The 18312-nt window shown below is 62.0% G+C and carries 14 protein-coding genes, 2 tRNA genes and 1 pseudogene; 2 read left to right on the plus strand and 15 right to left on the minus strand.

The annotated features are described in order from the left end of the window. Positions 1-42: 42 nt before the first annotated feature. From rpsR to rnr, 4 genes are all read right to left on the minus strand, one after another. Positions 43-273 carry a 30S ribosomal protein S18 gene (gene rpsR / locus AC1MEK_RS22265; RefSeq protein ID WP_037015707.1) on the minus strand — a complete coding sequence of 77 codons (231 nt, stop codon included), beginning with the start codon at positions 271-273 and terminating at the stop codon, positions 43-45. Positions 274-301: 28 nt separating this feature from the next. After that, complete coding sequence (gene rpsF, locus AC1MEK_RS22270; protein WP_062379020.1) at positions 302-724, minus strand: 30S ribosomal protein S6; 423 nt, start codon at positions 722-724, stop codon at positions 302-304. Positions 725-1027: 303 nt separating this feature from the next. Further along, a complete protein-coding gene (gene rlmB, locus AC1MEK_RS22275) occupies positions 1028-1786 on the minus strand; it encodes a 23S rRNA (guanosine(2251)-2'-O)-methyltransferase RlmB (RefSeq protein WP_480398444.1) in 759 nt (252 codons plus the stop codon). After that, positions 1783-4383 carry a ribonuclease R gene (gene rnr, locus AC1MEK_RS22280; protein ID WP_480398445.1) on the minus strand — a complete coding sequence of 867 codons (2601 nt, stop codon included), beginning with the start codon at positions 4381-4383 and terminating at the stop codon, positions 1783-1785. Before rnr ends, rlmB begins: the two co-directional genes overlap by 4 nt. A 215-nt stretch (positions 4384-4598) precedes the next feature. On the opposite strand from rnr, the gene AC1MEK_RS22285 reads away from it, so the two are divergent. Beyond that, positions 4599-4685, plus strand: a tRNA-Leu gene (locus AC1MEK_RS22285). A gap of 266 nt (positions 4686-4951) precedes the next feature. Further along, positions 4952-5038 (plus strand) — tRNA-Leu (locus AC1MEK_RS22290). A gap of 157 nt (positions 5039-5195) precedes the next feature. Here the strand turns inward: AC1MEK_RS22290 and AC1MEK_RS22295 are convergent. The 11 genes and pseudogenes from AC1MEK_RS22295 to AC1MEK_RS22345 form a co-directional block, all read right to left on the minus strand. After that, entirely contained in the window at positions 5196-6080 is an 885-nt protein-coding gene (locus AC1MEK_RS22295; RefSeq protein WP_480398538.1) for a methyl-accepting chemotaxis protein, read from the minus strand. Positions 6081-6101: 21 nt separating this feature from the next. Next, positions 6102-6794: pseudogene (locus AC1MEK_RS22300) on the minus strand (methyl-accepting chemotaxis protein); the annotation flags it as partial. A gap of 485 nt (positions 6795-7279) precedes the next feature. Next, positions 7280-8572, minus strand: coding sequence for an adenylosuccinate synthase (locus AC1MEK_RS22305; RefSeq protein WP_480398446.1), 1293 nt, complete (start codon positions 8570-8572; stop codon positions 7280-7282). A gap of 54 nt (positions 8573-8626) precedes the next feature. After that, positions 8627-9814, minus strand: a complete 1188-nt coding sequence (locus AC1MEK_RS22310; protein WP_480398447.1) for an ATP phosphoribosyltransferase regulatory subunit — start codon at positions 9812-9814, stop codon at positions 8627-8629. 297 nt (positions 9815-10111) lie between these two features. Then, a complete protein-coding gene (gene hflC / locus AC1MEK_RS22315; RefSeq protein ID WP_480398448.1) occupies positions 10112-10981 on the minus strand; it encodes a protease modulator HflC in 870 nt (289 codons plus the stop codon). Further along, positions 10981-12156, minus strand: coding sequence for an FtsH protease activity modulator HflK (gene hflK, locus AC1MEK_RS22320; protein WP_480398449.1), 1176 nt, complete (start codon positions 12154-12156; stop codon positions 10981-10983). The genes hflC and hflK overlap by 1 nt, the downstream gene beginning before the upstream one ends. 96 nt (positions 12157-12252) lie before the next feature. Next, a complete protein-coding gene (hflX, locus tag AC1MEK_RS22325; protein ID WP_480398450.1) occupies positions 12253-13554 on the minus strand; it encodes a ribosome rescue GTPase HflX in 1302 nt (433 codons plus the stop codon). A gap of 12 nt (positions 13555-13566) precedes the next feature. Next, positions 13567-13827 (minus strand): RNA chaperone Hfq, encoded by a 261-nt coding sequence (gene hfq, locus AC1MEK_RS22330; RefSeq protein WP_480398451.1) that lies wholly within the window; start codon positions 13825-13827, stop codon positions 13567-13569. Between the two features lie 91 nt (positions 13828-13918). Beyond that, the gene (gene miaA, locus AC1MEK_RS22335; protein WP_480398452.1) at positions 13919-14890 is read right to left on the minus strand and encodes a tRNA (adenosine(37)-N6)-dimethylallyltransferase MiaA; all 972 of its coding nucleotides are present in this window, start codon (positions 14888-14890) and stop codon (positions 13919-13921) included. Next, positions 14890-16875 (minus strand): DNA mismatch repair endonuclease MutL, encoded by a 1986-nt coding sequence (gene mutL / locus AC1MEK_RS22340; protein WP_480398453.1) that lies wholly within the window; start codon positions 16873-16875, stop codon positions 14890-14892. Before mutL ends, miaA begins: the two co-directional genes overlap by 1 nt. Beyond that, positions 16872-18311 (minus strand): N-acetylmuramoyl-L-alanine amidase, encoded by a 1440-nt coding sequence (locus AC1MEK_RS22345; RefSeq protein WP_480398454.1) that lies wholly within the window; start codon positions 18309-18311, stop codon positions 16872-16874. The genes mutL and AC1MEK_RS22345 overlap by 4 nt, the downstream gene beginning before the upstream one ends. Position 18312 lies beyond the last annotated feature (1 nt).

The following is an 18312-nucleotide window of genomic DNA, read 5'->3' on the forward strand; positions in this document are numbered from 1 at the left end:
GCGATCTATCCCTTACTGCGTCTTGTCGACTAGAACCTGGTCTCAGCGGCCGTGGCTGTCGGTGTAGGCCAGCAAGGCCAGGAAGCGGGCGCGCTTGATAGCGGTAGCCAGCTGACGCTGATAACGAGCTTTGGTACCGGTAATGCGGCTAGGAACGATCTTGCCGGTTTCGGATACGTAGGCTTTCAGGGTGTTGAGATCCTTGTAGTCGATCTCTTTAACGTTTTCTGCGGTGAAACGGCAGAACTTACGACGACGGAAGAAACGTGCCATGTAATTGGCTCCTCAAAAGGTCCGTGGATTACTCGTCAGCGTTATCGCTGTTGTCGCTGTCATCACTGTCAACGCCTTCGGCGTCGGAGTGCTCAGGACGGTCGCGACGCTCACGGCGCTCACTGCGGTTCTCTTCAGCCTTGAGCATCTCGGACTGGCCGGTAACGGCTTCGTCGCGACGGATGACCAGGTTACGGATCACGGCATCGTTGTAACGGAAGTTGTCTTCCAGCTCGGCCAGGGCCTTGCCGGTGCACTCAACGTTCAGCATCACGTAGTGAGCCTTGTGAACATTGTTGATTGCGTAGGCCAGTTGACGACGGCCCCAGTCTTCCAGACGGTGGATCTTGCCGCCGTCTTCTTCGATCAGCTTGGTGTAACGCTCAACCATGCCGCCGACTTGCTCGCTCTGGTCCGGGTGAACCAGAAAGATGATTTCGTAATGACGCATGAATGCTCCTTACGGGTTGTAGCCTGCCGCCAGAGCGGTCAGACAAGGAGTGAAAAACACTGGTTTATCTTGCACAGGGACAGGCACATGCGCACCTGCCATGACAGCAAGGGGCGCAATTGTAGAGAAGGGCCGGAGGCGGCGCAAGGAAATTGGTGAATATTTGAGCAGCGAAGTTGTAACGACCGCGGCCCGAACCTGTGGGAGCGAATTCATTCGCGAATGGCCCGAACAGCCCGACACATTTCTGTCGTCTGGACCACCTTCGCGAATAAATTCGCTCCTACAGAGATTGCGTTGAATTCACTTCTTCGCGGCAGCCTTGGCCGAGCGCTGACGCATGGCTTCGAACAGGCAGACGCCGGTCGCCACCGACACGTTGAGGCTGCTGACGCTGCCGGCCATCGGCAGACGCACCAGGTAATCGCAGTGCTCGCGGGTCAGGCGGCGCATGCCCTTGCCTTCGGCGCCCATGATCATGATGGTCGGGCCGGTCAGGTCCTGTTGATACAGTTCCTGCTCGGCTTCGCCCGCCGTGCCGACGATCCACAGGCCGCGCTGCTGAAGTTTTTCCAGGGTGCGCGCCAGGTTGGTCACGGCCACCAGCGGAATCACTTCGGCCGCACCGCACGCCACTTTACGAACAGTCGGCGTCAGGGTCGCGGATTTGTCCTTGGGCACGATCACCGCCAGCGCACCGGCCGCATCGGCGGTACGCAGGCAGGCGCCGAGGTTGTGCGGGTCGGTCACGCCGTCCAGCACCAGAATCAGCGGCGGGCCGTCGGTGCGATCCAGCAGCTCGTCGAGCATCGCCTCGCCCCAGACCTGGCTCGGGCTGACTTCCGCCACCACGCCCTGATGCACGCCTTCGACCCAGGCGTCCATTTCACGGCGCTCGGCCTGGCCGACCGGCACGCGGTTCTGCCCGGCCAGATCGACCAGCACCTGAACGCGAGGATCACTGCGCCCTTCCGCCAGCCAGATCTGCTTGACCCGCTTGGGGTGATGACGCAACAACGCTTCCACGGCATGCACGCCGTAGATTTTTTCCAGCTGACTCATGACTTGGCCTTGGGTTTACGCGCCCCGCCGCTCTTGGGCGCAGACGCCGAGCCCGACTTGGACGGACCCTTGCGGTGTTTGCTGGGTTTGCCGGACGACGCAGACTCGCTGCGGCTCGACTTGCCGCCGCTCTTGGCCTCAGCCAGCAGCGCTTTCTTCATTTCCCGGCTCTTGCGCACTTCAGCGTTCTTCGCGGCAGCATCACTGGCGCGATACGCCTCGACGACCGGCTCCTTGGCGGCGCGGCGGCTCGGGCGAGAGGCAGGCGCCTTCTCCTTCGCCTTTTCAACAGGTGCCGGCGCAGGCTCTGCAGCCTTGCGCTTGCGGGCCGTTGGCGAAACCGCGGCCTTTTCCGACATTTCGAAGTCGATCTTGCGCTCGTCCAGGTCGACGCGCATCACCCGCACTTCCACGGTGTCACCCAGGCGGAAGCTGCGGCCAGTACGCTCGCCCGCCAGACGGTGATGAACCGGGTCGAAGTGGTAGTAATCGCCCGGCAGCGCAGTGACGTGCACCAGGCCTTCGACGTAGATATCGGTCAGCTCGACGAACAGGCCAAAGCCGGTTACTGCCGTGATCACGCCCGGGAACGACTCGCCCACGCGATCCTTCATGAACTCGCACTTGAGCCAGTTGGTTACGTCACGCGTGGCCTCGTCAGCACGGCGCTCGCTCATCGAGCATTGTTCGCCCAGTTGCTCCAGCGCGGCCTCATCGTACGGATAGATGCGCGCCTTCGGAATGGTCGAACCACCGGCACGGCGGACGTGTGGGGTGTTCTGCTTGGAATGGATGACGCTGCGAATCGCCCGGTGAGTGAGCAGGTCAGGGTAGCGACGGATCGGCGAGGTGAAATGGGTGTACGCCTCGTAATTCAGGCCGAAGTGGCCGTTGTTGTCCGAGGTGTAAACCGCCTGGCTCAGCGAACGCAGCATGACGGTCTGGATCAGGTGGTAATCCGGACGGTCCTTGATGTTTTCCAGCAGCGCCTGATAGTCCTTCGGCGTCGGACCGTCCTTCCCCTTGTGCAGGGACAGGCCGAGCTCGCCGAGGAAGGCGCGCAGTTTTTCCAGACGCTCCGGCGGCGGGCCGTCGTGAACGCGGTACAGCGCAGGAATCTCGTGTTTTTTGAGGAATTCAGCGGTGGCCACGTTGGCCGCCAGCATGCATTCCTCGATCAGCTTGTGCGCATCGTTGCGCTGGGTCGGACGAATTTCGGCGATCTTGCGCTCGGAACCGAAGATGATCCGGGTTTCCTGGGTCTCGAAATCGATCGCGCCACGGGTGTGACGCGCGCCGAGCAGCACCTTGTACAGCGCATACAGCTGCTTGAGGTCCGGCACCACTTCGCCGTACTGCGCGCGCAGCTTCTTGGCTTCGGCGGTTTTCGGGTGTTCCAGGATGGTGCTGACCTTGTTGTAGGTCAGACGCGCATGGGAATGGATCACTGCCTCGTAGAACACGTAATCGGTCATTTCGCCGGACTTGGAGATGGTCATCTCGCAGACCATCGCCAGACGGTCGACCAGCGGATTGAGCGAGCACAGGCCGTTGGACAGCTGCTCAGGCAGCATCGGCACCACGCGCTCAGGGAAATACACCGAGTTGCCGCGCACCTGGGCTTCGGCATCCAGCGCCGAGCCGAGCTTCACGTAGCTGGAAACGTCGGCGATCGCCACGTACAGCTTCCAGCCGCCGGAGAACAGACGCAATTTGCCCGGTTTGGCTTCGCAGTACACCGCGTCGTCGAAGTCGCGGGCGTCTTCGCCGTCGATGGTGACGAACGGCAGATGGCGCAGGTCGACGCGGTGTTCCTTATCCTTTTCCTGCACTTCCGGCTTGAGCTTGGCGGCTTCCTTGAGCACCGCTTCTGGCCAGACGTGGGGAATATCGTAGGTACGCAGGGCGACGTCGATTTCCATGCCCGGCGCCATGTAGTTGCCCACGACTTCGATCACATCGCCTTGCGGCTGGAAGCGCGGCGTCGGCCAGTGGGTGATTTTCACCTCGACGAACTGACCGATCTTGGCGTTGGCGTTACGGCCCGGGGTGACCAGCACTTCCTGCTGGATCTTGGGGTTGTCGGCAACGACGAAACCGATGCCCTGCTCTTCGAAGTAGCGACCGACGATGGTTTCGTGGGCGCGGGAGATGACCTCGACGATCACGCCTTCGCGACGACCACGCCGATCCAGGCCCGATACGCGAGCCAGGGCGCGGTCGCCATCGAACACCAGGCGCATCTGCGCCGGGCTCATGAACAGGTCGTCCGAGCCGTCGTCCGGCACCAGGAAGCCGAAGCCATCGCGATGACCGCTGATGCGACCCAGGATCAGGTCGAGCTTGTCCACCGGCGCGTAGGTGCCGCGGCGGGTGTAGATCAGCTGACCGTCGCGCTCCATGGCGCGCAGACGGCGGCGCAGGGCTTCGATCTGATCTTCGGTGGTCAGGCCGAACTCGGCGACCAGCTCTTCACGGGCAGCGGGCGACCCGCGCTCGGACAACTGCGCCAGGATCAGCTCGCGGCTAGGGATGGGGTTTTCGTATTTTTCCGCTTCACGAGCGGCCTCGGGATCGAGGGACTGCCAATCGGCCATTAGAATGAGTTCACCTTATCTGTATGCAATTAGTTTGGCATATACCCGATTGAAACGCGAAGGCAGCGTTTGCTGGGACTTTTCGCTATTTAAAAAAAAATTTCGCTTTGGGGGTTTACAGCCCCCAATCTCATCCGTAAGATGCGCCCCACAACGACGGCAGACGCCAAGTTGTAGTTGAAATCATACAGAAAACTGAATGAAATCAACGCTTTGCCCAGATGGTGAAATTGGTAGACACGCCAGCTTCAGGTGCTGGTGACCTTACGGTCGTGGAAGTTCGAGTCTTCTTCTGGGCACCAATTCAACGAAACCGAGCCAAGTGCTCGGTTTTGTGCTTTTCAGGGTTTGAAAATCCCGCCCTGCCGAAACACTCCAAGCGTAGATCACGCACCTGATAACGATGAAATTCCTGCGGGACTTCGCTTGCTCTCGTACTCCATTCATCTTCTGGAGACGGATCGCATTCGTGAGCAAGCTCACGCCTGCAGTCAAAAATCAGCGCCTGAGTAAAATTTCTCAAATTTATGTTGCACAAAAACGAAAAATCTAATTAAATCAGCGCCATGCCCAGGTGGTGAAATTGGTAGACACGCCAGCTTCAGGTGCTGGTGACCTTACGGTCGTGGAAGTTCGAGTCTTCTCCTGGGCACCATACATAAACAAAACCGAGCCAAGTGCTCGGTTTTGTGCTTTCTGGGGTTTGTAAAACCTTTGCAGCAACACCGATATCTCCGTAGCAGTCCGGCTTGCCGGCGGCAGCGATATCAAGATCAGCGCCGCCGGCACGCCGGACTGCTACGAAAATCCCATCAAGCCCTGAACTGCCCCAGGCTCGCCTTCAACTGCGCCGCCAGCTTGTCCAGCGCCTTTCCGCTGGCGGTGGCCGCCACCACGTTTTGCGCCGCCTTCTCGGCCTGGGCGTGAATCACTTCCACCCGCCCACGCACCGCCTGCGCACCCTGAGCCTGGTGCTCGGCCGCACGAGTCGCCAAACCGATGGCCGCGTGAACCTGCTCGACCGAGGTCTGCACGCTCTGCTGCAGGCGCGCGCTGTCGCGCAATACGGCCAGACCTTCCTTGGCCTGACGCCCGGCCAGGCCAATGGTCGCGACAGCTTCCTTGGCGCCTGACTGCAACTTGGCGATGTGCTCCTGAATGTCGCCGGTGGAGCTTTGCGTCTTGCTGGCCAGCGCGCGCACTTCATCGGCCACCACGGCAAACCCGCGGCCGGTCTCCCCCGCCCGCGCCGCCTCGATGGCCGCGTTGAGCGCCAGGAGGTTGGTCTGTTCGGCGATGCCGTGGATCACTTCCAGCACCACTTCGATCTGTTCACTCTGCTGAGCCAGTCGCTCGATGACCTGCGCACCGTTTTCGACCTGTCCGGCCAGCGCCTCGATCAGGCTACCCACCTGATTAGAGGTGCGGGTGTTCTCGTCGGTAGCCTGACGAATGTCGACCACCTGCTGCAACGCCGCCTGCATGGCCTTGCTTTCGGCCTGGGCTTCGTCAGCCATCTGCGCCAGCGCCTGCAGACTGGCGGCCACTTCATCACGCTGCAGCTCGGCGGCCGCATCAGCACCAGCGTTGCGTTTACTCATGGCACCGATCTCTACGCCGGTCTGCTGCGCCACATCCCCCGCTTCGCGCACGATGGGCTGCAGTTTGTCGACAAAACGGTTCACCGCGGCGGCCATGTCGCCGATTTCATCATTGCTGTTGAGCTTGACCCGCTTGGTCAGGTCGCCCTCGCCCGCCGCCAGATCATCCAGCGCGCGGTTGAGCAACTGGATGCGCAACACCACGCGACGGCCCAGTACCACGGCCAGCACGATCAACACGCCCAGCCCGACCAACGCCAGGCCCACACCGATTTTCACCCGCAGCGTTTCTGCCGCTTCCTGCACCGCAGAGCGGGTGTTGGTGGCCATGGCAGCCGCAGAGCCCTGGGCGGTTTGCAGCCGTGCGCGAAGGGCACCAGAGCTTTCTGCCGCCGCGCCACCCAGGCTTTCGGAAACCAGTTGCTCACCGCTACCGATCAGCGCGGTGAAGCGCTTGTCCAGCGCCGCCAGATCGGTTTCGACGGTGGCCGTGGAGACCCCCATGCGCACCTTGCCGATCTCGACGCCGTTCGGGCTGATAGAGGCTTCGACGTAGTACACCGACGGATCCTTCTGCGCGGCGTTGAGCACCTTGTCCATGGCCCGCTCGCCCTCGCCCTTGGCCAGCAATGCCTTGATCGCATCGCTGTCACGGTTCAGGTAACGGGTCAGGTGCTCGCCCTGGGCGTCGTCGTAGACCACGAACAGCACGTTGGGATTGCGCTGGGCGCGGCGGGCGAATTCGGAAAGCGTCGGGGTGTCGTTATCCCACATGGCGCGAGGGGCAACGGCTGCCAGCAGTTCGGCCATGTCGGTGGCTGAATCCTTCAGGTCCTTCTCCAGCGTCGCACGTAGTTGTTTCTGCTCGTCCTTCAGGCGCGTCGACAGCCCGCTGCTCAAACGTTGCCGGGTGTTTTGCGAAAGGCTGTCCAGACTCGACGTTACGTCGCGGCTGGCCTGTTCCAGCTCGCCCGACAAGTGTTGCGAATCTACACCCAGGCGCGCGGCCAGATCGGATTCCAGCGCAGTGACCGTGCTCCGGGTAAGAGCGACCGCCACCAGCACCTGCACCAAAAGGGCAATGCCAAGAGCAATGAATACGGGCCGCAGCAAGCGGCTGCGAAAAAGCGACAGAACGGCCGACACAGGAGATCCCCCAGCGCAAGCGCCACTAAAATGATGGCGTCTTTTCTGGCGGTTTTTACAGCAAGTGTTGTGCCGGAATGCACAGAGGGAAATCGCAGGCAAAACAAAGGGCCGCCTGAGCGACCCTTTGTTTGCATTTCAACGAGTTATCAACCGAACGGATGGCGCAGGATGATGGTTTCGTTGCGGTCCGGACCTGTCGAAATAATGTCGATCGGCGCACCGACCAGCTCTTCCAGACGCTTGATGTAAGCGACGGCGTTGGCTGGCAGCTCTTCCAGGGTCTTGGCACCCAGGGTCGATTCTTTCCAGCCCGGCACGGTTTCGTACACAGGCTCCAGGCCGATGTAGCTGTCGGCGTCGGTTGGCGCTTCGATCACGGCACCGTTTTCGTTCTTGTAACCCACGCAGATGTTGATGGTTTCAAGACCGTCCAGTACGTCCAGCTTGGTCAGGCAGATGCCCGAGATGCTGTTGACGTCGATGGCGCGACGCAGGATCACGGCATCGAACCAGCCGCAACGGCGGGCACGGCCGGTGGTCGCACCGAACTCGTGGCCACGCTTGGCCAGGAAGGCACCGACGTCATCGAACAGCTCGGTCGGGAACGGACCGGAACCGACGCGCGTGGTATAGGCCTTGGTGATGCCCAGGATGTAGTCGATGAACATCGGGCCAACGCCGGAACCTGTGGCGATGCCGCCTGCGGTGGTGTTGGAGCTGGTGACGTACGGGTAGGTGCCGTGGTCGATGTCCAGCAGCGAGCCCTGGGCGCCTTCGAACATGATGTCCTTGCCGGCGCGACGCAGCTCGTGCAGCTCAGCGGTGACGTCGAGCATCATCGGCTTGAGCTGCTCGGCGTAGGCCATGCACTCGTCCAGGGTCTTCTGGAAGTCGATGGCTGGCTCTTTGTAGTAATTGACCAGTACGAAGTTGTGGTAGTCCAGCAACTCGCCCAGCTTGGCGGCGAAACGCTCGCGGTGGAACAGGTCGCCGATGCGCAGGCCACGGCGTGCAACCTTGTCCTCATAAGCCGGGCCGATGCCGCGACCGGTGGTACCGATCTTCTGCTCGCCACGGGCCTTTTCACGGGCCTGGTCCAGCGCCACGTGGTAGGACAGGATCAGCGGGCAGGACGGGCTGATGCGCAGACGCTCGCGCACCGGAATGCCCTTCTCTTCCAGCTTGGTGATTTCACGCATGAGTGCGTCTGGCGCCACGACCACGCCGTTGCCGATCAGGCACTGCACGCCGGCGCGCAGTACACCGGACGGAATCAGGTGCAGAACGGTTTTCTCGCCATCGATCACCAGAGTGTGACCGGCGTTGTGGCCGCCTTGATAGCGAACTACCGCGGTAGCATGTTCGGTCAGCAGATCGACGATCTTGCCTTTGCCCTCATCACCCCACTGGGTGCCCAGGACTACGACATTCTTACCCATAACACTTGTCCTCATTCACGCAAACTGGGTGCCGGCCACGGCCGACTGGAAAACTCAAGAGGCCAGCGGCAGTACCTGCCAAAGCTCGCCATGCTGAATCAATTGCCGATCGCAGTCGGCTTCTTTCGCTGCGCTGACCTGCTGGCCCGGCAACGCTTGAACCACGCGTTCACCTTCGCTGCGCAGCTGGCAGACTTTCTGCCAGAGTGCCGCATCGGTACTGTCAGGCATCCAGATACCGCCAGACGGTAGCTCGATCCGGGCCTGCCCCAGCGTGACCAGGGTCTTGAGATCGGTGGAGAAACCCGTTGCCGGGCGCGCACGACCGAAGTCGGCACCGATGTCATCGTAACGACCGCCCTGGGCGATGGACTGGCCCACGCCCGGAACGAACACGGCGAACACCACGCCGGTGTGATAGTGGTAGCCACGCAGCTCGCCGAGGTCGAAATACAGCGGCAGATCCGGGAAGCGCGCCGACAAACGCTCGGCGATTTCCAGCAGATCGTCCAGCGCTTCGATCACCGGCGCCGGCGCCTTGGCCAGACGCTCACGGGCCGCAGCCAGCACTTCGCGGCCACCGCACAGATCGACCAACGCGCGCAGCATGCCGGCCAGATCCGCTGGCAGGTTTTCGGTCAGCGTAATGACTTCATCGATGGCCTTGCGCTGCAGGGCGTCGAACAGCTGCTGCTCGACTTCGCCCGACAGGCCGGCCGCACGGGCCAGACCGCGATAGATACCGACATGCCCCAAGTCCATGTGCACATCCGGCACATCCGACAGTTGAAGCATAGCCAGCATCAGGCTGATGACTTCGACATCGCTGCTCGGGCTGGCATCGCCGTACAACTCGGCGCCCAGCTGGATCGGGCTGCGCGAGGACGACAGGGCGCGCGGCTGCGCATGCAGGACGCTGCCGGCGTAGCACAGGCGGCTTGGACCTTCACGGCGCAGGGTATGCGCGTCGATGCGGGCGACCTGCGGGGTGATGTCCGCACGGAAACCCATCTGCCGGCCCGATTGCGGGTCGACCACCTTGAAGGTGCGCAGATCCAGATCCTGGCCAGCACCTGTGAGCAGTGATTCGAGGTATTCGATGTGCGGGGTGACGACGAACTCGTAACCCCAGCTCTGAAACAGATCCAACACCTGACGACGCGCAACTTCTATGCGCGCAGCTTCCGGCGGCAGTACTTCTTCGATGCCATCCGGCAGCAGCCAGCGGTCAACCGTTGCCATTACGCCTTTCCCCTATGATCCGGGCGGCCAACCCTCGGGCGGGCCTTGAGTGAAGCAGACAGTGCGTGGCGAAGCCTCGAATGCCGGGGCATTTACCCCCGCGCCAGAGAGGCCGCGACTTTGCGGGCACTGTCCTCGAAAAAACTGCCGCGCAGGAACAACGCCACGGCCAATCAATCGTGTAGACGCAAAAAAGCCGGGAATTTCCCGGCTGCCGCATCATACACACGTTTTGGCGCAGGATCACCCCGCCGGACGGTTTTGCCGCCCGGCGGGGTCATCGATTGCCGTGTGCGATTACGGTTTGGCTTTTTCCAGGTAGCGGAAGAACTCACTGCCAGGATCGAGCACCATCACGTCGCTCTTGTTCGCGAAGCTTTCGCGGTAGGCGCGCAGGCTGCGGTAGAACGCGTAGAACTCCTGGTCCTGACCGTAGGCCTTGGAATAGATGGCAGCGGCTTGTGCATCGCCATCACCACGGGCTTCCTCGGACTCGCGATAGGCTTCGGCCAGCAGCACGCGGCGCTGACGATCGGCGTCGGCACGGATGCCTTCGGCCAGCTCGTTACCCTTGGCGCGGTGCTCGCGAGCCTCACGCTCACGCTCGGTGCTCATGCGCTCGAACACGCTGCGGTTCACTTCCTTGGGCAGGTCGATGGCCTTGACCCGGACGTCGATCACTTCGATGCCCAGCTCTTTCTCCGCCATGCGGTTCAGGGAGGCGGTGATGTCAGCCATCAGTGCGTCACGCTCACCCGACACGGCTTCGTGCAGGGTGCGCTTGCCGAACTGGTCACGCAGACCGGATTCCAGGCGGCGGGACAGACGCTCGTCGGCGATCTGCTTGAGGCCCGAGGTCGCGGTGTAGAAGCGCTCGGCGTCCTTCACCCGCCATTTGGCGTAGGCATCGACCATGACTGCTTTCTTCTCCAGCGTCAGGAAACGCTGGGTCGGGGCGTCCAGGGTCAGCAGGCGACCGTCGAACTTGCGCACCTGGTTCACGTAAGGAACCTTCACATGCAGGCCGGGCGGAACGTCCGCCTGAACCACACGACCGAATTGCAGCAGTACCGCGCGTTCGGTCTGGGACACGATGTAGAAGCTGTTCCACGCGACCACGGCCAGCACGGCGCAGACAATCAGGGCTACCAGAGATTTATTGCTCATCAGCGCGTCTCCCTGGTGCGTGTCTGTTGCTGTTGTGCGTCGGAAGCCCGCGCACCCGGATCAGCGATCACGGTCGAGCCTGTGCTGCCCGACGCGGCCGAACCACTGCGGCTGTTTTCGATCATTTTGTCCAATGGCAGATAAAGCAGGTTGTTCTGACCCTTGTCGCCGGTCACGAGCACCTTGCTGGTATTGCTGAAGACTTCCTGCATGGTGTCCAGGTACAGACGCTCGCGAGTGACCTCCGGCGCCTTGCGATACTCGGCCACCAGCTTGGTGAAGCGGTCGGCCTCACCCTTGGCGCGGGAGACGACTTCATCGCGATAACCGTTGGCGTCTTCGACGATGCGCTGGGCCTGACCACGGGCTTCCGGAATCACACCGTTGGCGTAGGTTTCGGCCTGGTTGCGCGAACGCTGCTCGTCTTCACGGGCACGGATCACGTCATCGAAGGCTTCCTGAACTTCACGGGGCGCCGCAGCGCTCTGCACGTTCACCTGGGTCACGGTGATACCGGTGCGATAGGTATCGAGGAAACGCTGCAGGCGCTCCTTGATTTCGCTGGCCATCAACTCACGACCTTCGGTGAGCACCTGATCCATCGCGGTCGAACCGACCACATGGCGCAGGGCACTTTCGGTTGCATGCTGCAGGCTGACTTCAGGCTGATCGACGTTCAGCACGAAATCCTGCAGGTTGGTGATCCGGTACTGCACGGTCAAAGGCACCTCGACGATGTTCTCGTCTTCGGTGAGCATCTGGCCCTGCTTGCTGTACGCACGCTCGCGCGTGACGTTTTCGAGGTACTTGCGATCGAAGGGCGGGAAGTAGATGTTCAGACCCGAGCCCACTGTTTCGTAGTACTTGCCAAAGCGCAGGATGACCGCCTGCTCCTGCTCGTCGACCACATAAATGGCGTTGTAGAGCCAGATTGCGAGCAGCACGACCAGGCCGATGCCGAGCAGGCCGAAGCCGCCGCCCTTGCCCGAACCGCCGCCACTGCCGCCGCCATCACCACTGCGTTTCTTGCCACCACCGAACAACCCATTCAGGCTTTCCTGCAGCTTGCGGAAGGCCTCGTCGAGATCCGGTGGCCCCTTGCGGTCGCCGCCCTTGCGCTTGCCGCCCCAGGGATCCTGATTGTTCGAGTTGCCACCCGGCTCATTCCAAGCCATAGCGCTCTCCATCTGATAAAGCAAAGACGCGCCCGCGGCGCGCCGACCAATGCTACAGAATGCCTGCATGTGCCGCACAACGGCGTGTACAGGCTTTTATTGCAAAGTGTGTTGCTCGATGAATTCCAGCGGCTGCAGTCCTTCGCGACTCACCAGGCGATTGAATTCAACTCGGGGCAGACGAACCGCCAACAGGCTCTGGCCCTCTTCGTCATGCTCCTCGCTCTGCACCGCACCCAGCTGGAAGAACTGGGCACGAAGCCGGGCGAAACGTTGCGACAGGCACAAGGTGCCAATGAACAGATCATCCCCCAACAGCTCGGCAATGGCTTGCTTGAGCAAGTCCAGGCCACGCCCGTCACGGGCCGAGACCCAGACCCGCTGCGGCTTGCCGTCGGCATTGCGCTGGATCTGCGGCTCGACCCCTTCGAGCAAATCGAGTTTGTTATAGACCTCCAGCATCGGCAAGTCCTGGGCACCGATCTCGCCCAGCACCGCCATCACCTGCTCGATCTGCTCCATGCGGTCGGGCTCGTGAGCGTCGATCACATGCAGCAGCAGGTCCGAGTTGCTCGACTCTTCGAGCGTAGCCCGAAAGGCCTCGACCAGCTTGTGCGGCAGATGGCGGATGAAACCCACCGTGTCGGCCAGCACGATCGGCCCCAGGTCGTCCAGTTCAAGACGGCGCAGGGTCGGGTCCAGGGTCGCGAACAACTGGTCAGCAGCGTAGACGTCCGAATCGGTCACCGCATTGAACAGCGTCGATTTGCCGGCGTTGGTGTAGCCAACGATGGAAACGGTCGGGATGTCCGCACGCGAGCGGCCACGACGGGCCTGATCCCGCTGGCTGCGAACCTTTTCCAGGCGGCTCTTGATCTGCCGCAGGCGCACCCGCAACAGGCGGCGGTCGGTTTCCAGCTGGGTTTCACCCGGGCCGCGCAGGCCGATACCACCGCCCTGACGCTCAAGGTGAGTCCAGCCGCGAACCAGACGCGTGCTCATGTGTTCGAGCTGCGCCAGTTCAACCTGCAACTTGCCTTCGTGGGTACGTGCGCGCTGGGCGAAGATGTCGAGAATCAAACCCGTACGGTCAAGCACGCGACACTCGAAAACACGTTCGAGGTTACGTTCCTGACTGGGCGTAAGGATGTGATTGAAGATGACGATATCTGTTTTTTCGGCCTGGACCAGATCGCGCAATTCCTCAACCTTGCCACTGCCTACCAGATATTTGGCCGTTGGCCGATGTCGTGGCACGTTGATGAACGCGACGATATCGGCACCTGCCGAAACAGCCAGTTCCCGGAACTCCTGCGGATCTTCGCGCGCCTCAGGGTCCTGGCCATCCAAATGAACGAGGATTGCCCGCTCACCACCACCGTGGCGCTCAAAGAACAAGGCAGACTCCTATCAGGCGTTACCTGGCTCAGCGTCACCCGACTCGGATTCGGATGCGCTAGGCAGACGAATCGCGCGAACCGGGACAACGGTAGAGATGGCGTGCTTGTAAACCATCTGGCTGACAGTGTTTTTCAGCAGAATGACGAACTGGTCGAAAGACTCGATCGTGCCTTGCAGCTTGATACCGTTAACCAGATAGATCGATACCCCGACCTTCTCTTTACGCAAAGTATTCAGGTAAGGGTCTTGTAGCGAATGCCCTTTTGACATGTGCCGCACTCCTTTAAGGATCAATAGAATAAATTTGAAAACATTGGCTTGGGCCGTTACCCCCCCAAGGATAGACGGCTATTGCAAGGACTCAGCTCAATATGGAGACCGATCCCAGGTATTTCAAGGTGCGTGGCAGATTGTCGCAAGCCAGGCTGTCCAGCCAGTGTAAATCTTCCCAGCTTCGCAACCAGGTGAACTGTCTCTTGGCCAACTGGCGCGTGGCGATGATGCCGCGTTCGAGCATCTCGTCCCGGGTCAGGTTGCCGTCCAGATAATCCCAGACCTGGCGGTACCCTACAGCTCTTATAGACGGTAAATTCGAGTGCAAGTCACCCCTCGAACGTAACGCTACGACTTCTTCTACGAATCCTTCATCGAGCATTTGCCGAAAACGCAGGGCGATCCGGTCATGCAATATCTTGCGATCTGCCGGGGCAATCGCAAGATTTGCGACAGTATAGGGCAATTGATGCCGCCCCGAACCGCCAGCTTGAGCAGTTTGCGCACTTTGTTGCTCGCGATGTGCGGTCATGCTCATCCCGCTGACCCGATAAACTTCCAGCGCGCGCACCAGCCGCTGCGGATCGTTGGGGTGAATTCTGGCCGCCGACACCGGGTCGATGCTCGCCAATTCGTCATGCAATGCCTGCCAGCCCTGGCTGGCCGCCTGGGCCTCCAGCTGCGCACGAACCTGCGGATCGGCAGGCGGCATGTCGGCAAGCCCCTCCAATAGAGCCTTGAAATACAACATGGTGCCACCGACCAGCAGGGGAATTTTGCCCCGGGCGGTGATTTCGGCCATGGCCTCGAGCGCATCGGTGCGAAAATCCGCGGCCGAATAGCTCTCAGACGGGTCGAGAATATCGATCAAACGGTGCGGATACTTGTCCAGAAGCGCTTTTGATGGCTTGGCGGTGCCGATGTCCATGCCGCGATAGACCAGCGCCGAATCGACGCTGATCAGCTCGCACGGCAGCACCTTGGTCAGTTCGATGGCAAGGTCGGTCTTGCCTGCGGCGGTCGGCCCCATCAGGAAGATGGCCGGTGGATAAGCACTCATCAGCGACCGCGCAGAAACAGTTTGTCGAGATCGTCCATGCCCAGCTGGGTCCAGGTCGGCCGTCCGTGGTTGCACTGGCCGCTGCGCTCGGTGTTTTCCATGTCGCGCAGCAGGCCGTTCATTTCCGGGATCGCCAGGCGCCGATTGGCCCGCACGGCGCCGTGGCAAGCCATGGTGCCCAAGAGTTCATTCATGTGCGCCTGCACCCGGTCGCTGGTGCCATATTCCATCAGGTCCGCCAGCACGTCGTGCACCAGGCGGTTGGCTTCGGCCTGCTTGAGCAGGGCCGGAATCTGCCGGATCGCCAGGCTTTCCGGCCCCAGGCGCTGCAATTCGAAGCCCAGCTGCTGGAAGGTGTTCATGTGTTCTTCGGCGCAATCGGCCTCACGCTGGCTGACCGCGATCGACTCGGGCACCAGCAGCGGCTGGCCGCTCAGGCCTTCGCTGGCCATGGCGATCTTCAGGCGCTCGTACATGATCCGTTCGTGGGCGGCGTGCATGTCCACCAGCACCATGCCGTGGGCGTTTTCGGCGAGGATGTAAATTCCCTTGAGCTGCGCCAGCGCGTAGCCCAGCGGTGGAATATCGCCTTGGGATTCGGGCAGGGAAGCGCCCGCAGCCGCCGAGCTGGCAGGCGTGCCCGGCAACGGCGCAAAGAATTCGCGATACGCAGCCTGCGCTTCGGCCACCGGCAACACGGAGGCCGGGCGTGGCGTGTACTGATATTGATAGCCCGAACCGCTGCCACTGCCAGGCGCAGCCCCGGCCGGAGGATTCCAGGCTTGCCCTTGAGGCGTTTCCAGCACGTTATTGGCCAGGCGCATCTCGCCTTGCGGCCCGAATTCACCGGCCTCAGGACCGGTCGGGCGCACCAGCGCGGTAACCGACGCAGTGCCCGCCACCTGATCTTCAGGGCGTACATCGCCCAGCGCGCGGTGCAGCGTGCCATACAGGAAGTCATGGACCATGCGCCCGTCACGGAAGCGCACTTCGTGCTTGGTCGGATGAACGTTGACGTCCACCGCCGCAGGATCGACCTCGAAAAACAGCGCGAAGGTCGGGTGACGGCCATTGAACAGCACGTCGCGATAGGCCTGACGCACCGCGTGGGCCACCAGTTTGTCGCGTACCGCACGGCCGTTGACGAAGAAATACTGCAAGTCGGCCTGGCTGCGCGAGAAGGTCGGCAGACCGACCCAGCCCCAGAGTTTCAGGCCGTTGCGCTCGACCTCGATGGGCAGCGCCTGCTCCAGAAAGCCCGGCCCGCAGACCGCCGACACCCGCCGCGCACGCGCCACGTCATCGCGGGCTTCGTGCAGGCTGAGGATGGTCTTGCCGTTGTGGCGCAAGTGGAAGGCCACGTCGAAACGCGCCAGCGCCATGCGCTTGATCACTTCCTGCAGATGATCGAATTCGGTTTTCTCGGCCTTGAGGAACTTGCGTCGGGCCGGGGTATTGAAGAACAGGTCGCGCACTTCCACCGATGTACCGACCGGGTGCGCAGCAGGCTGCACGCGAGCCGCCATGTCGCGGCCTTCGGTTTCCACCTGCCAGGCCTGATCGGCGTCACGGGTGCGCGAGGTCAGGGTCAGACGCGCGACGGAGCTGATCGACGCCAGCGCCTCGCCACGAAAGCCCAGGCTCATCACCCGCTCGAGGTCTTCCAGATCGCGAATCTTGCTGGTGGCGTGACGCGCCAGCGCAAGCGGCAGATCGTCCGCAGAAATACCGCCGCCGTCGTCGCGCACGCGCAACAGCTTGATGCCCGCCTGTTCCACGTCGACGTCGATGCGCCGGGCGCCGGAGTCCAGGCTGTTTTCCAGCAGTTCCTTGATGACCGACGCAGGACGCTCGACCACTTCGCCCGCCGCAATCTGGTTGGCCAGCCGTGGGCTGAGCAACTGGATGCGCGCAGCCACCGCACTTGGCGAGTCATCGCTCAGGCGCGCGTCAAAGCCCTGCTCATCGAGCAACAGATCGGTCATGGCTCACCCGCCAGTTCCGCGCTCGGGATCTTCAATTGCTGGCCGACTTTCAGCTCGTCGGAGCTCAGCTTGTTGGCACTGCGCAGGGTTTCCATGCTCATGTCATAACGGGCCGACAGCATGCTCAGCGACTCGCCAGGACGCACCGTGTGTTCACGCGGCCCCATGGCCAGCTTGCCGTTGTCGCGCAGCCAGGCGATGTACGTGCCCTGCGGCGGGTTCTGCTGGAAGAACTGCTTCACGCCCGCTGTGATCGAACGCGCCAGCGCCTGTTGATGGCTAGTGCCTTCGAGCTTGTTGGCTTCGGCGGCGTTGGAGATGAAGCCGGTTTCGACCAGGATCGACGGAATGTCCGGCGACTTGAGCACCATAAAGCCGGCCTGCTCGACCCGCGACTTGTGCAGCGGGGTCACGCGGCCAATATTGGTCAGGACTTTCTGGCCGACGTTGAGGCTCGAGGTCAGCGACGCAGTCATGGACAGGTCCAGCAGCACGCCAGCGAGCATGCGGTCCTTGTCGTCCAGGCTCACGGCACCGGCACCACCGATCAAGTCGGAGCGGTTTTCGCTGTCTGCCAGCCAGCGCGCGGTCTCGGAGGTCGCGCCGCGGTCGGAGAGGGCAAACACCGATGCACCGAAGGCCGCGGAAGACGGTGCGGCGTCGGCATGAATCGAGACGAACAGGTCGGCGCCCTTGGCGCGGGCGATTTCGGTGCGTTTACGCAACGGAATGAAGTAGTCGCCGGTGCGGGTCAGCTCGGCGCGGTAGCCCTTCTCGGCGTTGATCTGGCGCTGCAGCTCCTTGGCGATCGACAGCACCACGTTCTTTTCTTTCTGGCCGCGACCGCCCGAGGCGCCCGGGTCTTCACCGCCGTGACCGGCATCGACGACCACGACGATGTCGCGCTTGCCATTGGGCACCGGCGGCAACTTGATTTCAGGCTTGGACGGGCTGACCGGCACGGCAGGCGTGGCCGGCGCCACGGTGGCCGGGGTGTCGGCGACGGTCGGCGTCGGATTGGCATCGGCAGGGTTGTCGTACAGATCGACCACCAGGCGGTTGCCGTACTGCTGGTTCGGCGCCAGGGTGAAGCTCTTCGGCGTCACGGCCTTTTTCAGGTCGATGACCACGCGCAGGTCGTCCGGTGTGCGCTGGGCCGAGCGCATGGCGGTGATCGGCGTGTTGGCGGTGGCAACGTTCAGCGAGCCGCCCAGGGTCGCGCCATTGATGTCGATCACCAGGCGATCCGGGGCCTGCAGGGTGAAGACACTGTGCTGGACGGGGCCGGACAGGTCGAACACCAGTCGCGTGTTATCCGGCGCGCGCCACAAGCGGACACTTCGTACCTGTGTAGCGGCCAACGCATCTAGAGCGAATGTCGTCAGCAACAGTCCTACTACAGTAACCAGCGCGCGCATGCGCATACCTAACCCCATA

Source organism: Pseudomonas sp. 2 (genome assembly GCF_056627435.1).

Excerpts from the sequence above, each read along its gene's own strand:
- rpsR (WP_037015707.1), bottom strand. The coding sequence starts at position 273 with ATGGCACGTTTCTTCCGTCGTCGTAAGTTCTGCCGTTTCACCGCAGAA.
- rpsF (WP_062379020.1), bottom strand. The coding sequence starts at position 724 with ATGCGTCATTACGAAATCATCTTTCTGGTTCACCCGGACCAGAGCGAG.
- rlmB (WP_480398444.1), bottom strand. The coding sequence starts at position 1,786 with ATGAGTCAGCTGGAAAAAATCTACGGCGTGCATGCCGTGGAAGCGTTG.
- rnr (WP_480398445.1), bottom strand. The coding sequence starts at position 4,383 with ATGGCCGATTGGCAGTCCCTCGATCCCGAGGCCGCTCGTGAAGCGGAA.
- AC1MEK_RS22295 (WP_480398538.1), bottom strand. The coding sequence starts at position 6,080 with ATGGCCGCCGCGGTGAACCGTTTTGTCGACAAACTGCAGCCCATCGTG.
- AC1MEK_RS22305 (WP_480398446.1), bottom strand. The coding sequence starts at position 8,572 with ATGGGTAAGAATGTCGTAGTCCTGGGCACCCAGTGGGGTGATGAGGGC.
- AC1MEK_RS22310 (WP_480398447.1), bottom strand. The coding sequence starts at position 9,814 with ATGGCAACGGTTGACCGCTGGCTGCTGCCGGATGGCATCGAAGAAGTA.
- hflC (WP_480398448.1), bottom strand. The coding sequence starts at position 10,981 with ATGAGCAATAAATCTCTGGTAGCCCTGATTGTCTGCGCCGTGCTGGCC.
- hflK (WP_480398449.1), bottom strand. The coding sequence starts at position 12,156 with ATGGCTTGGAATGAGCCGGGTGGCAACTCGAACAATCAGGATCCCTGG.
- hfq (WP_480398451.1), bottom strand. The coding sequence starts at position 13,827 with ATGTCAAAAGGGCATTCGCTACAAGACCCTTACCTGAATACTTTGCGT.
- miaA (WP_480398452.1), bottom strand. The coding sequence starts at position 14,890 with ATGAGTGCTTATCCACCGGCCATCTTCCTGATGGGGCCGACCGCCGCA.
- mutL (WP_480398453.1), bottom strand. The coding sequence starts at position 16,875 with ATGACCGATCTGTTGCTCGATGAGCAGGGCTTTGACGCGCGCCTGAGC.
- AC1MEK_RS22345 (WP_480398454.1), bottom strand. The coding sequence starts at position 18,311 with ATGGGGTTAGGTATGCGCATGCGCGCGCTGGTTACTGTAGTAGGACTG.